The sequence below is a fragment of the Sphingomonas sp. SORGH_AS_0789 genome, assembly GCF_031453055.1.
GTDB lineage: Bacteria > Pseudomonadota > Alphaproteobacteria > Sphingomonadales > Sphingomonadaceae > Sphingomonas.
In genome coordinates this window covers 1,465,125-1,478,050 of sequence record NZ_JAVIYV010000001.1, presented here as the reverse complement: position 1 = coordinate 1,478,050, position 12,926 = coordinate 1,465,125, and the positions used below count along the sequence as shown (strand labels likewise).

At 68.6% G+C, this 12,926-nt stretch carries 16 protein-coding genes; 6 read left to right on the top strand and 10 right to left on the bottom strand.

The genetic code is table 11. The annotated features are described in order from the left end of the window. Positions 1 to 116 precede the first annotated feature (116 nt). Positions 117 to 887 carry a transporter gene (locus QE360_RS06925; protein WP_309700309.1) on the top strand — a complete coding sequence of 257 codons (771 nt, stop codon included), beginning with the start codon at positions 117 to 119 and terminating at the stop codon, positions 885 to 887. Between the two features lie 259 nt (positions 888 to 1,146). Here the strand turns inward: QE360_RS06925 and QE360_RS06920 are convergent, their stop codons facing one another. Genes QE360_RS06920 through ispG form a run of 3 tightly spaced genes read right to left on the bottom strand, consistent with a single transcriptional unit; the run spans position 1,147 to position 3,047 of the window. Further along, positions 1,147 to 1,452 carry a hypothetical protein gene (locus QE360_RS06920; RefSeq protein ID WP_309700307.1) on the bottom strand — a complete coding sequence of 102 codons (306 nt, stop codon included), beginning with the start codon at positions 1,450 to 1,452 and terminating at the stop codon, positions 1,147 to 1,149. A 1-nt stretch (position 1,453) separates the two neighbouring features. Beyond that, positions 1,454 to 1,864 (bottom strand): NUDIX domain-containing protein, encoded by a 411-nt coding sequence (locus QE360_RS06915; protein ID WP_309700306.1) that lies wholly within the window; start codon positions 1,862 to 1,864, stop codon positions 1,454 to 1,456. Between the two features lie 55 nt (positions 1,865 to 1,919). After that, a complete protein-coding gene (ispG, locus tag QE360_RS06910) occupies positions 1,920 to 3,047 on the bottom strand; it encodes a flavodoxin-dependent (E)-4-hydroxy-3-methylbut-2-enyl-diphosphate synthase (protein WP_307101448.1) in 1,128 nt (375 codons plus the stop codon). Between the two features lie 64 nt (positions 3,048 to 3,111). On the opposite strand from ispG, the gene QE360_RS06905 reads away from it, so the two are divergent. Genes QE360_RS06905 through QE360_RS06895 form a run of 3 tightly spaced genes read left to right on the top strand, consistent with a single transcriptional unit; the run spans position 3,112 to position 6,125 of the window. Then, complete coding sequence (locus QE360_RS06905) at positions 3,112 to 4,278, top strand: acyltransferase (RefSeq protein WP_309700305.1); 1,167 nt, start codon at positions 3,112 to 3,114, stop codon at positions 4,276 to 4,278. A gap of 49 nt (positions 4,279 to 4,327) precedes the next feature. Beyond that, on the top strand, positions 4,328 to 5,254 hold the full coding sequence (locus tag QE360_RS06900; RefSeq protein WP_309700303.1) for an isoaspartyl peptidase/L-asparaginase: 927 nt from the start codon (positions 4,328 to 4,330) through the stop codon (positions 5,252 to 5,254). 10 nt (positions 5,255 to 5,264) lie between these two features. Beyond that, positions 5,265 to 6,125: a S1/P1 nuclease gene (locus tag QE360_RS06895; protein WP_309700301.1), complete on the top strand. Its 861-nt coding sequence runs from the start codon at positions 5,265 to 5,267 to the stop codon at positions 6,123 to 6,125. A 277-nt stretch (positions 6,126 to 6,402) separates the two neighbouring features. On the opposite strand, the gene pal is transcribed toward QE360_RS06895, so the two are convergent. The 6 genes from pal to QE360_RS06865 all read right to left on the bottom strand — a co-directional run bounded on the left by pal (position 6,403) and on the right by QE360_RS06865 (position 11,268). Further along, complete coding sequence (pal, locus tag QE360_RS06890) at positions 6,403 to 6,891, bottom strand: peptidoglycan-associated lipoprotein Pal (protein WP_405052672.1); 489 nt, start codon at positions 6,889 to 6,891, stop codon at positions 6,403 to 6,405. A 94-nt stretch (positions 6,892 to 6,985) separates the two neighbouring features. After that, the gene (gene tolB, locus QE360_RS06885; protein WP_309700297.1) at positions 6,986 to 8,401 is read right to left on the bottom strand and encodes a Tol-Pal system beta propeller repeat protein TolB; all 1,416 of its coding nucleotides are present in this window, start codon (positions 8,399 to 8,401) and stop codon (positions 6,986 to 6,988) included. A gap of 198 nt (positions 8,402 to 8,599) precedes the next feature. After that, the gene (locus tag QE360_RS06880) at positions 8,600 to 9,637 is read right to left on the bottom strand and encodes a cell envelope integrity protein TolA (protein ID WP_307101459.1); all 1,038 of its coding nucleotides are present in this window, start codon (positions 9,635 to 9,637) and stop codon (positions 8,600 to 8,602) included. Further along, complete coding sequence (gene tolR / locus QE360_RS06875; protein ID WP_309700294.1) at positions 9,637 to 10,095, bottom strand: protein TolR; 459 nt, start codon at positions 10,093 to 10,095, stop codon at positions 9,637 to 9,639. Before tolR ends, QE360_RS06880 begins: the two co-directional genes overlap by 1 nt. A gap of 13 nt (positions 10,096 to 10,108) precedes the next feature. Beyond that, positions 10,109 to 10,801, bottom strand: coding sequence for a protein TolQ (gene tolQ / locus QE360_RS06870; RefSeq protein WP_307101463.1), 693 nt, complete (start codon positions 10,799 to 10,801; stop codon positions 10,109 to 10,111). Further along, positions 10,798 to 11,268 carry a YbgC/FadM family acyl-CoA thioesterase gene (locus QE360_RS06865; protein WP_309700291.1) on the bottom strand — a complete coding sequence of 157 codons (471 nt, stop codon included), beginning with the start codon at positions 11,266 to 11,268 and terminating at the stop codon, positions 10,798 to 10,800. Before QE360_RS06865 ends, tolQ begins: the two co-directional genes overlap by 4 nt. A 98-nt stretch (positions 11,269 to 11,366) precedes the next feature. On the opposite strand from QE360_RS06865, the gene QE360_RS06860 reads away from it, so the two are divergent. Further along, positions 11,367 to 11,789 carry a hypothetical protein gene (locus QE360_RS06860; RefSeq protein WP_309700289.1) on the top strand — a complete coding sequence of 141 codons (423 nt, stop codon included), beginning with the start codon at positions 11,367 to 11,369 and terminating at the stop codon, positions 11,787 to 11,789. Then, positions 11,786 to 11,992, top strand: a complete 207-nt coding sequence (locus QE360_RS06855; RefSeq protein WP_307101471.1) for a helix-turn-helix transcriptional regulator — start codon at positions 11,786 to 11,788, stop codon at positions 11,990 to 11,992. Before QE360_RS06860 ends, QE360_RS06855 begins: the two co-directional genes overlap by 4 nt. A gap of 10 nt (positions 11,993 to 12,002) precedes the next feature. On the opposite strand, the gene QE360_RS06850 is transcribed toward QE360_RS06855, so the two are convergent. Further along, the gene (locus QE360_RS06850; protein ID WP_309700286.1) at positions 12,003 to 12,797 is read right to left on the bottom strand and encodes a hypothetical protein; all 795 of its coding nucleotides are present in this window, start codon (positions 12,795 to 12,797) and stop codon (positions 12,003 to 12,005) included. Positions 12,798 to 12,926: the final 129 nt, after the last annotated feature.

Genomic DNA, 12,926 nt, shown 5'->3' with positions numbered 1-12,926 from the left:
AGGAGCCGATTGCCGCCCTCTCCCGACGGAAGGGTGAGGGTACGCCGATGATCGGATGAAATCCCATCCCGCATCCGTTGCCCCCGCAAACACCGATGCAAAAAGGGATGACGGGCATGAAGACGGCATGGGTCGCAACGGGTCTGGCCATGATGCTGGCGGCACCAGCGGGGGCGCAGGTCACCGCGACGGTCGGGGCGGACTATGCCTCGGGCCGCTATGGCACCGGACAGCGTGTGGATACCGCCAGCACGTCGCTGGGCCTGCGGGCCAAGCGCAAACGGGTGACGGTGTTCGCCGCACTGCCGGTGGTGCAGGTGGACGCGCCGGGCAATGTCGTCGCGCCCGGCGGGCCGCTGGGCCTGCCCATCTTCGTCGACCCGACCCGCCCGGCCACGCGCGTCCGGCGCAGCGGGCTGGGCGATGCGGTGGTGGGGGCGTCGGTCCAGCTGGTCGAGCCGCGCCCGCACCATCTGGCGCTGGCCCTGACCGGCAGCGCCAAGCTGCCCACCGCCTCGGCCTCGCGGGGCCTGGGGACGGGCAAGACCGATTATTCGATCGGGGCGGAAGCCGCGGTGCCGGGCAAGGTCACGCCCTTTGCCGCGATCGGCCACAGCTTTGTCGGGCAGCCCGACGGCTATGCCCTGCGCGACGTGACCAGCGCGCGGGGCGGCGTGGCGGTCCGCATGGGCAAGGCGAGCGAGGTCAGCGTCTCGTACAATTATGCCTCGCGCGCCAGCGACCAGAGCGCCGACCGGCAGGAGATCGGCGCGGGGCTGGACACCGCGCTGTCGCAGCGCCTGTCGCTGGGCATCCAGGGCAGCGCCGGGGTCAGCCGGGGTGCCCCCGATGCCGGGGCGGGGGTTCGACTGGGCCTGCGGCTATAGGCCCGATCGACATTCAGGACTGCTTCTTCTTCCCTCTCCCCTGGTCAGGGGAGAGGGTTAGCGAAGCTTGCCAGCCTGCTGGCTAGCGCAGCTTGGGTGAGGGGTCGAGCGAGCCCAAAGGCTCGCGCGCTGTGCGCATCCACCCCTCACCCAGCTCCGACTAAGCCTTTGCTTTCGCAAAGACCAAGTCTGCGCAACCCTCTCCCCTCTGCGAGGGGCGAGGGACGGAAAGGCATCGCGGAATGGCGATCCGCCCTGGTCAGGCGTCGGGTTTGGCCGGGTCCGGGTCGGGGCCGAAATATTCGTATCGATAGCGTTTCAGGCCGCGCCCGATACATTCGACGCTGGGCGCAGCCCGGATTTCGTTTTCCTGCGCGGCATCGGTGTAGCGGAAGCGGACATAGGGCAGGCCGCTGCGCGCCGTCTTGAACTCGGTCGGGGTCACGCCGCACCGGGCGGCCAGTCGAGCAAAGGCGCGCTTGGTCAGCAACGGCTTCTCGGTCTTGTTCGTGACGCAACCTGACAGGATCAACGCGCCCGCCATCATCGCCACGCCCCGCCGCATGTCATTCCCCCCTGCCCGTGCCGCCCCGCCACCATGGCAGGATATGGTCGCGAAGCAACGGGGCCAGCGGCAGGGTTTCGGCCGAGCGGCCATCGACCCAGATCGCCTCCTCGATCTCGGCGGCGGGCACCGGGTCATGGTCGACGGTCAGGTGAAAGACCGTGGCGTCGACCCGGTGCCCCGGCTCATTGGCCGCCGCCGCCGAGAATCGCCCGATCGGGCGCAGCGCCGATTCGGCGACCGTCAGCCCGATCTCCTCGTCCAGTTCGCGGATCAGCGCGGCGGCGGCGTCCTCGCCGGGTTCGATCTTGCCGCCCGCCTGCATGAACCAGCGGGTGCCCGCCTTGCGCACCAGCAGGATGCGCCCGCTTCCGTCTTCGATCAGGGCGGCGGCGATGCTGATGACGGTCATGCCCGCATCGTAACGAAACCCATTCCTTCCCCGCAAGGAGAGGAATGGGCCCAGATCATTCCGCCGCGATCGCCGCCTTGGCGACGTCCGCCGCTTCGAGCTCGGCGGCCTTCGCTTCGACCAGCTTGACGATATGGTCGACCATGTCGGCGTCCTCGACCGTATGATCGGTCAGCCCCGACAGATAGACCATGTGCTTGCCATTGCCGCCGCCGGTCACGCCGATATCGGTCTCGCGCGCCTCGCCCGGCCCGTTGACGACGCAGCCCAGCACCGACAGCGACATGGGCGTGCGGATATGCTGGAGCCGTTCCTCCAGCACCTGCACCGTCCGGATCACGTCGAAGCCCTGGCGCGCGCAGGACGGACAGGACACGACGCGCACGCCGCGATTGCGGATGCCCAGCGCCTTCAGGATCTCGAAGCCGACGCGCACCTCTTCCTCGGGCTCAGCCGAGAGCGAGACGCGGATCGTGTCGCCGATCCCGAACCACAGGAGCGAGCCGATGCCGATCGAGGATTTGACCGTCCCGCCGATCAGCCCGCCCGCCTCGGTAATGCCCAGATGCAGCGGGCAGTCGGTCGCCTCGGCCAGCCCCTGATAGGCCGCCACCGCCAGGAAGACGTCGGACGCCTTCACCGCGACCTTATATTCGTGGAAATCATGGTCCTGGAGCAGCTTGATATGGTCGAGCGCCGATTCGACCAGCGCCTCGGGACAGGGCTCGCCATATTTTTCGAGCAGGTCCTTCTCCAGGCTACCGGCATTCACGCCGATGCGGATGGCGCAGCCATTGGCCTTGGCCGCGCGGACGACCTCGGCGACGCGCTCGGACGATCCGATATTGCCCGGATTGATGCGCAGGCAGGCCGCACCCGCATCGGCGGCTTCCAGCGCGCGCTTATAGTGGAAATGGATGTCGGCGACGATCGGCACGCGCGCCGCCTTGGTGATCTTGGCCAGCGCGGCGGTCGAATCGGTGTCGGGGCAGGAGACGCGGATGATGTCCGCCCCCGCCTCTTCGCAGCGCCGGATCTGGTTGATCGTGGCGACCGGATCGCTGGTCGGCGTGTTGGTCATGGTCTGCACGGTGACGGGGGCGTCGCCGCCCACGGGCACTTGGCCCACCATGATCTGACGGCTTTGGCGGCGGACGATGTCTCGCCAGGGACGAATGGACATGGGCCCTATATACGCGCAAGCGCGTTGCGGTTCAAAGTCAGTGCTGTACCAGACCGGGCAAAGAATGACCGCCGCCGCCCCCATCCCCCGCCATTACGGACTCGACTGGCTGCGCATCGGCGCCTTCGCCATCCTGATCCTCTATCATATCGGCATGGTCTTCGTGCCGTGGGGCTTCCATGTGCAGCTCGCCCGGCTGCCCTGGGTCGCGATCCCGATGCTGGCGAGCAATCCGTGGCGGCTGATGCTGCTGTTCGTCGTGTCGGGCTATGCGACCCGCGCGCTGGCGGTCCGGCATCCCTCGATCGCCAGCTTCGCACGGGGGCGGAGCATCCGGCTGCTCGTCCCGCTGGCGTTCGGGATCGCGGTGCTGGTGCCGCCGCAGATCTGGGCCGAGCTGGTCAGCAAATATGGCTATCTGGGCTCCTATGCGACCTTCTGGCTGCACGACTGGCTGGGCTTCCGGCTGATCGGCGGGGTGGTGCCGACGCCCGCCTGGAACCACCTGTGGTTCGTCGCCTATCTGTGGGTCTATACCATGGCGGTGGCGATGCTGCTGGCGGTGGGCGGCCGGTTCGGCGGCAGGGCGCAGGGGCTGTTCGACCGGGTGTTCGGCGGATGGGGCGGCGCGGTGCTGCCGGTGCTGTGGCTGTTGCTGGTCGATATCCGCCTGTTCCCCGGCGGGCTGGAGACGCATGGCCTGATCGACGACGGGCTGGCGCATGCCATCTATTTCCCCGCGCTGCTCTTCGGCTTCGGCATGGCGGGGTCCGAGCGGGTGCTGGGCAGTTTCCGGCGCGGCTGGATCGTCGCGGCGGGCATCGCGCTGGCCAGCTATGCGGTCGCCGCCGCGCTGGAATGGCGCTGGCCGGGGCTGGCGGGCGCACCCGCGGGGCTGGGCACCGTCTTTGCGGGCGCACGCGCGGTGCAGGGCTGGATGGCGGTCGTCGCGCTGATCGGGCTGGCCGAGCGTTTCTGGAACCGCGACCATCCGTGGCGCCGCACGCTGACCGAGGCGGTCTTCCCCTTCTATCTGATCCACCAGACGATCATCATCCTCGTCGCGCTGGGCCTGCGCAGGCTGGGCTGGCCGCTGGCGGTCGATGCCGCGATCCTGGTGGCGGCGACGGTGGCGGGCTGCTGGGCCTTTTATCTGGTCGGCCGCAAGCTGCGCTGGCTCCGCCCGCTGATCGGGCTGCGTCCGGGGGATGGCGGGAAAGCGACGATCTGATAGGGGCTCGGGCGCAAAGCCTGTCCCCTTCAAGTATCGGAGTTTCCCCATGTCCGCATCCTGGTCGCTGGTCATCCATGGCGGCGCGGGCCGGATCACCCGCGATGTCCTGACCCCCGAACAGGATGCCGGAGCGCGCGCCGGGCTCGATGCCGCGCTGAAGGCCGGGTCGGCGGTGCTGGCGGAGGGCGGCAGCGCGCTGGATGCGGTCGAGGCGGCCGTGCGCGTCCTGGAGGACGATCCCCATTTCAACGCCGGGCGCGGTGCCTGCTTCACGCAGCACGGCACCAACGAACTGGACGCCGCGATCATGGATGGGCGCGACCGGCGGGCGGGCTCGGTCGCGGGGGTGACGCGGACTCGCAACCCGGTGACGCTGGCGCGCAAGGTCATGGAGGCCAGCCCGCATGTCCTGCTCGCCGGGCAGGGCGCGGACCGATTCGCGGTCGACCAGGGGCTGGAGCAGGTCGACCCCGCCTGGTTCCACACCGACGAGCGCCGCCGCCAGCTCGACGAGCTGCTGTCGCGCGGCGCCGATGCGTTCGACAGCGACATGAAATACGGCACGGTCGGCGCGGTCGCCTGCGACGCGCGGGGCCATGTCGCCGCCGCCACCTCGACCGGCGGGGTGACGGGCAAGCGCTGGGGCCGGATCGGCGATTCGCCGCTGATCGGCGCGGGGACCTATGCCGACGACCGCGCCTGTGCGGTATCGTGCACCGGGTCGGGCGAGGTCTTCATCCGCGTCGGCGTGGGGCACGAGATCGCCGCGCGCCGCCGCTTCACCGGCGACAGCCTCCAGGCCGCCGCCGACTCGGTGCTGGCCGAGGTGAAGGCACTGGGCGGAACCGGCGGCACCATCCTGGCCGGGCCCGACGGCGCGATCGCCTGGAGCATGACGACCGCGGGCATGTATCGCGGCCGCGCGACGAGTGGCGGCGAACACAGGGTGGCGATCTACGCCGACGAGGGATAAAACCCGCGTCATGAAGCACTTGCGCCTGTTCGTCGCGATGATCGCGGCGTCGTTCCTCGCCTCCCCCGCCGCCGCCTATTGGGACTATGGACATCAGACGGTGGCGGCCATCGCCTGGGCCAACATCACGCCGCATGCCCGCGCCGAAATCCGCCGGGTCCTGCGCGCGCAAGGCGAGCTCGACACGCCGAGCTGCCCGGTCCGGACGATCGAGGAGGCCAGCGTCTGGCCCGATTGCGTCAAGCCGCTGAAGGACGAAAACGGCAAGTCGCGCTTCGGCTATGCCTATAGCTGGCATTACCAGAATGTGGACATCTGCCAGCCCTTTCGCCTGCCCCCCGCCTGCGACAGCGGGGACTGCGTATCGGCGCAGATCCCGCGCCAGCTCGCGATCCTGAAGGACAAGCGCGCCAGCGGGAAGGACCGGGTGATGGCGCTGGCCTTCCTCGTCCACTTCGTCGGCGACCTGCACCAGCCGCTCCATGCCGGGGACAAGGGCGACAAGGGCGGCAACGACACCCATGTCGATTATGGCGACTATGCGACCGCGCGGCTGAACCTGCATTCGATCTGGGACGGGCTGCTCGCCGAGCGGGCGATCTCGACGCCCCCCAAATTGGTCCGCGCCTATCCGGCGGCCGAGCGACGGCGCGAGGCGGCGGGCGGCGTGATGGCCTGGAGCCGCGAGAACTGGGCGGTCGCCAAGCGCGCCTATGCCGCCGCTATGGGCGGCGATCCCTGCCGGCCGACGCCGGCGCATATGAAGATGGATGACGCCGCGATCCGGGCGATGGCCCCGGTCGAGCGCGAGCAGGTCAAGCGGGGCGGGTTGCGGCTGGCGAAGCTGCTGAACCAAGCCTTCAGAGGCTGAACGCCCAACATCCGTTCGCACTGAGCGAAGTCGAAGTGCACGCGCCGGACCTTGCCGAGAGCCGAGTCCCTTGGCCTTCGACTTCGTTCAGGCTGAACGGGGGTTTTGAGGTACGGCGCCGACCGCACCCCATTCCTCCCCAAGCTATGCTTGGGGAGGGGGACCGCCGGGCGTCAGCCCGGTGGTGGAGGGGCAAGGACGGACGGGCCAAGCCCCTCCACCACGCCCTTCGGGCGCGGTGGCCCTCCCCATCAGAGATGGGGAGGAATGACGATCGTCAGCTCAGCACCACGGTCACCGCGCGGCGGTTCTGCGCATAGCTCGCCTCGTCCGAGCCGAGCGCGATCGGGCGTTCCTTGCCATAGCTGATGACGTTCATGCGGTCGGGCGAGATGCCGCGCGCCGCCAGATAATTCTTGGCCGCGTTCGCGCGACGATCGCCCAGCGCGAGATTATATTCGCGCGTGCCGCGCTCGTCGCAATGCCCCTCGATGGTGATGCGGACATTGGGATAGCGCTGAAGCCAGGCCGCCTGGCTGTCCAGGATCGCGCGCGACTCGGGGTCGATATCATATTGATCGAGCCCGAAATGGATGGTGTTCGACGTCACCGAGCGCTTGAAGTCGGCGTCCGAGCCGGGGACGATCGCGCCGTCGGTCGGGGCGGTCTGGCCCGCATTGGGGTCGGTGGCCGCATTCTGGTCGACCGGCGCGGGCGGCAGGACGGCGGGCCGCTTCTTGGCGCAACCGGCGATGGCCAGCGCCATCGTGGCGACGAGCAGGGTGGTCTTGATCTTGGTCACTGGACTGTCACTCCCTTTTGGTTCGTTTCGCCCCCGAAACTGAAACCCCTATACCCCATTACGGCCGCAACGGCCCCCAGGCCGGGTCCGAGCCGTCGAGCGGCGTCGGAATGCGACGTTCGTTCACCCCGGTCAGGTCGACCATCCACACATCCGCCTTGCCCGACGCCCCCTGTGTCGAGCGCTGGAAGGTGATGACGCGGCCATTGGGGGACCAGCTCGGCCCCTCGTCCTGCCAGCTGTTGGTCAGCAGCTTTTCTCCGCCGCCCGAGGGATTCATGATGCCGATGCGGAACGCGCCGCCCAGCTTGGTGAAGGCGATCAGGTCGCCGCGCGGGCTCCAGACCGGCGTCGCATAGCGGCCGCCGCCGAAGCTGATCCGCTGCTGGTTGGAACCGTCCGCGTTCATGACATAGATTTGCTGCCCGCCCGAACGATCGCTTTCGAACACGATCTTGGAGCCGTCGGGCGAATAGCTGCCGCCGGTATCGATGCCGGGCGCGTTGGTCAGCCGTTGCGGCGTGCCCCCTTGCGCCGAGACGCGGTAGATGTCGGTATTGCCGCCCTGCGCCATCGAGAACAGGATCCAGCGGCCATCGGGCGAGAAGCGCGGCGCGAAGGTCGTCGCGGCATTCTGCACCACCAGCCGCTGACGGCCCGAACCGATGTCATAGACATAGATGGCGGGCCGCTTGTCGACATAGGACATATAGACGATCGACTGCTGATTCGGCGCGAAGCGCGGGGTCAGCACGATCGACTGGCCGTTGGTCAGGAAGCGGTGATTGGCGCCGTCCTGGTCCATGATCGCCAGCCGCTTGATCCGCCGCGCCTTGGACCCCGTCTCGGAGACATAGACGATCCGGCTGTCGAAATAGGGGCCTTCGCCGGTCAGCTTGGTATAGATGGTGTCGGCGCATTTGTGCGCGGCCCGCCGCCAGTCGCCCGGCGACACGACGAAGCCCTGCCGCGCCAGCTCGCTCTTGGCCAGCACGTCATAGAGGTAGCAGCCGACCGTCAGCGTCCCGTCGCCATTGGCGCGGACATAGCCCTGGACCAGCGCCTGCGCGCCGGTGCCGTTCCAATAGTCGAAGGCGGGCGCGGTCACTTCCGGGAAGGACACGGTGCGCAGCTGCGCGGGCGGGACCGGCGTGAACAGCCCCGAATTGCGCAGGTCGTTGGTGATGATCTTGGACAGTTCCTGCCCGACGACATCGGTGGTGCCCGCCGCCGTCTGCACCACCGCGCTGGTCGGCATCGCCGGGATCGCGATCGGCATCGGCGCGGAGATGCCGCCCTCGACATCGACGACCAGCCCTTCCTGGCCATTGGCGGGCGCGGCCGTGGGCTGCTGCCCGGCGGGCGCGGGGGCCGCGGGCTGTTCCTGGGGCGCGGGCGCGGGCACGTCCTGCGCGCCGACGGCACTGGCCGCCAGGGCCAGCGTGAGCGGCAGGGTCAGCAGGGAACGGGGCATAAACAGATCCTCAACCCGGGTAACTGAAACGGAAACGCGTGTCGCTCCAGCCGCCTTGCGCTCCATAAAGCGCGGACGGCCTGTCATCCAATGGACAGTTTCTGAAAACTGTCGTCATCATGCCAACGATCCCACGCCCCGTTTTTTCGGGGACGCGGCCACCGCCGGACGCGGGGCGAAGGGACGGACCGGCCATCCTCAACCCGGCAACTTGTAGCGCAGCGTGAAATTGCTCCACCCGCCCGGCACGTCGTACAGCTCGGCGGGAAGCCCGCGCAGCGGCGAGCATCCCTTGAAGGTGGCGATCGCCAGATCGTCGACCCGGTCGACATAGCGTTCGTTTTCGCCATCGACACCGCTATGCCCGACCACACGCGGCGCGGCGGCCAGGCTGCCGTCCTTGTTGAGGTGCAGGTTGATCGCGACGCGGATACGCTCGGCGCCCGGCCCCGGCGTCACCTGACGGTTCGCACAGGGCTGGACCTGACGCAGGATCGCCGAGGCGATGTTCGCCAGTTGCTGCGCGCCGATCCGGGCGGCGGGCGCGGCCTGCGACTTGGAGGGCGACGGATCGGCCGACAGCCCCTTCAGGAAGTCGGCGCCCAGATGCGAGCCGCGCGGGCGGGTCGTGGTCGCCGTCTCGCTCTTGCCGCTGCCGCGCGCCGGGGTGGTCGGCCGGGTCGCGGCGGGCTTGCCCTCCGATCGGCTGGGCCGCGCCGCCGGTGCGGGCTTGGCCGCTGGCGTCGGCTTGGCCGGAGCGGGCCTGGCGGGCGCAGGCTTGGCCGGTTGCGGCCTGGGACGCGGCTCGGGCGGTTTGGGCTTGGGCTTTTCCGCCGGTCTGGGGGCGGGCTTGGGTTGCGGCTTGGGCTCGGGACGCGGCTCGGGCTTGGCCGGTTCGGGTTTCGGCTGTGGACGCGGTTGAGGCTTGGGCTGCGGTTGCGGCTGGGGCGCGGGCGGTGGCGGCGCAGGCTGCGGCGCGGGCTCGGCCTCGACCGGCTCGGGGGGTGCCGCGTCTTCCGGCGCGCCCTCTTCGGGGGCGATCGACTGGGCGGCCTGCTGGTTGGGGGTCGGCGACGCCGCGTCCAGCGCGACATCCTTGACCAGCGAGATGTCGATCGGCGTGACCTTCAGCTTTTCCGGATTCGGCGTCGCCAGAAAGCCGACCGACAACAGGCCGAACAGGACGAGATGCCCTGCGACCGCTATCGCCAATCCCGTCCGCTCGCCACGCTCCATCAGCGCTGGCCCGTTCCCTCGCCCGCGCCACCTTCCACGGTGACCAGCGACACGCGGTTCAGCCCGGCGCGGTTCAGCTCGCCCATGACGCGCATCACCCGGCCGTAATCCAGCGCGCGGTCGGCGCGCAGATAGATTTGCGGCGCCTGCCCATCGGCGCCTTTCCGCGCGGCGATCGCATCCAGCCGCGCGGGCAGGTCGGCATCGCTGATCTCATCGTCGTTCAGGAACAGCCGCCCCTGCTCGTCGATCGCGATCTGCTCGGGCTTTTGCTCCTGGTCCAGCGCCTTGGCCCGGCTGTCGGGCAGGTTGACCGGCACGCCCGTGGTCAGCAGCGGCGCGGTGACCATGAAGATGATCAGCAGCACCAGCATCACGTCGACCAGGGGCGTGACGTTGATGTCCGCCATCGGCGCGCGGCGCCCCCGGCCGGAGCGGGAGGGAAGGTTCATGGCCATCGCCCGTACCCCTTCAGCGTGCCGAGTCGAGCTGGCGGCTGAGCGTGGTGTGGAACCCGTCGGCGAAGCGGTTGAGCGACGCCTCCACCTTGTTCACCCCGTGGCTGAACCGGTTATAGGCGATCACCGCCGGGATGGCGGCGAACAGGCCGATGGCGGTGGCGAACAGCGCCTCCGAAATGCCGGGCGCCACGACCGCCAGCGAGGTGTTCTGCGCCTGCGCGATGCCGGTGAAGCTGCGCATGATGCCCCAGACGGTGCCGAACAGGCCGACGAATGGCGCGACCGAGCCGACCGTCGCCAGCACGTTCAGCCGGTCCGACAGCTTGTCGATCTCACCCGCGACCGCCGATCCCATCGCGGTGGCGAGCCGTTCGCGCGTGCCGTCGCGGTCGATATGCCCGCCCGCGGTCGAGCGACGCCATTCCTGCACGCCCGCCGAAAAGACCCGCGCGGAGGGCAGTTCGCTGTCCTGCTCCATCCGGTGAAAGGCGTCAATATCCTCCGCCTTCCAGAAATCGCGCTCGAACCGGGTCATGCCCTTCTTCGTGCGCGCCAGCTTGCGCGAAAAGGCGACGATGATCGTCCAGGTCCAGATGCTGGACAGCAAAAGTCCGATCATCACGAACTTCACCACCCAGTCGGCGTGGAGGAACAGCGCGACGGGCGACAAACTGGCGGCATCCATGTTGAAGACGGGATTCATGGGTGTTGGGTGTCCCCTTGCCAGACAAGGCGTTGGTAGATGGCGATCCAGTCGGCGGGCTGGCGTCGCGGGCGGCCGTTCGGGCCGACCCATGCGACGGTCACACGCGCGTCGGTCAGCATGACCGCGCCGCACCTGACTGTCTGATGAATGACGACGCGAACCGCACTGACCTGGATCAGCCGCGACCTGACGAGCAGATCGTCGTCGAGCCGCGCGGAGGCGGCATAGCGGATGGCGATGTCGGTGACGGCATAGGCGCCCTCGCCCGCCTCATGCGTGGCGCGCTGGTCGATCCCGGCGACCCGCAGCATGTCGGAGCGCGCGCGCTCCATGTAGCGGAGATAGTTGGCGTGATAGACCACGCCCGACAGGTCGGTATCCTCGAAATAGACGCGCACCGCAAAGCGATGCTCGTGCCCCTCGAAGCGGCCGCCCCTCGGCTGGTCGTCGTCCGTCACCGTCATGGTGACCGCCCGTTAACCCATCCGTCCGGGGGAAGGAAGGCACTTGCTCGCCTGTTACCTACGGGTTACATGATACCTATAGGTTACAGGAGGTTGTGATGAATCTGGTGGAGAAAGCGGAGCGCAAGAGCCGGACAAGAGCCATACTCGGCTATCTGCTCGCGACTACGCTCCTTGCATCCGCCGTGCTGGCGATAGCGGGGCATAGCGAAGGCGCATCGCGGCTCGCACCCTGGTTCGTCATGATCGGCCTTACCGCACTGAACCTGACCAGCCTCCCGTTTCGATGGCGCAGCTATGGTGAGGTTTCGAAGCTGATGAATGACGAAACGACACGCGATCATCGGCGGTCGAGCTTTGCGGCAGGGTTCTGGGCGATGTTCGCAGCGGCTGCAGCGGTGATGATCGTCGCCTGCTTTCGCCCCATGGATGCCGTCGCCATCGGACGAATCATTATCACCGCCGGGCTGATCGCCGCGCTGATATGCTTCTCCACGCTGGAGCTGCGCGCCAGCCGATGAACGAGACGCTTTGCAACGACCTGAAGGCCGCACGCGAGGCGGCGGGGCTGACCCAGGGCGGCCTCGCCGAGGCGATCGGGGTCAGCCGCAAGACGATCAACACGGTGGAAAACGGCGTCTTCCAGCCATCGACCCTGCTCGCGCTCAAACTGGCACGCGCCTTGGGTCGGCCGGTCGAGTCGCTCTTCTGGATCGCGGAGTGAGCCGCCACGCTTATTGCAGCGCGGCGGAATCGACCTTCAGCGACGGCGGGTTGATGACCGGCGGCGCATAGGGCTTGGCGGCGGGGACCGGCTGGCTCGACAGCACGGGGCCGCTCGCCCCGGCCTGCGCGACCGGCGGATTGGCCTGTGCGGCGATGGCGAGCGGCGCGGTCGTGCGCTGCACCGGCACCATCGTCCCCGCGCGCCACGCATCATAGGCGCGGAAGAAGGCGATGAACGGCGCATCCAGCCGGTCCAGCCGCGCCGCCGCGCTGGTTTCGAAATCGTCTGTGGGCGCGTTGCTGATATCGGCGAGCACCGCATCGGCGGCGGCGCAGAAGCCCTTGCGCACCGGGGTGGTCGAGAAGAAATTGTACAGCCGGGTCATCGCATCGTCATAGCGGTCGCGCCAGTCGCCGCCCTGCGCCTGATATTCGGCCGAATAGCGTTTCTCGGCGGCAGCCAGCGCGATCTTCCGCGTGGTCAGCATGGTGTTGTAGCGGGTGACGATCAGCCCCTCGTCCGGCCCGCGACAGGCCAGCGCCGCGACGTTCAGCGCCGAGCGCAGATGCCAGATCGTCGCCGCGCTGGTCAGCGAACGGTTGGGCGTGGCGTAATTGCCGTCGGGCAGCAGCGCGGGGATCCGCATCCCCGGCGTGGCGCCGGGCGGCAGCGGCGCGCGCGCGACCTGCGGCGGGGCGGGCACCATCACCGGCGGCGGCGCGACCTTGGCGGTTTCGCGCGCGGTACATCCCGCCAGCGAGAGACCGATCGCGATACCCGATACAATACGCAAACTCGCCATGACCCTGATCCTTGGAAAACCCCGCCCCCGGCTGTTGGAGACGTCATGCCCAATCAAGGTTAACGCGTCGTAACCCGTGCGATGAAGCGAGCCTTATCTCCGAGGGTTGGAAATCCTCCCCGGCGCAGG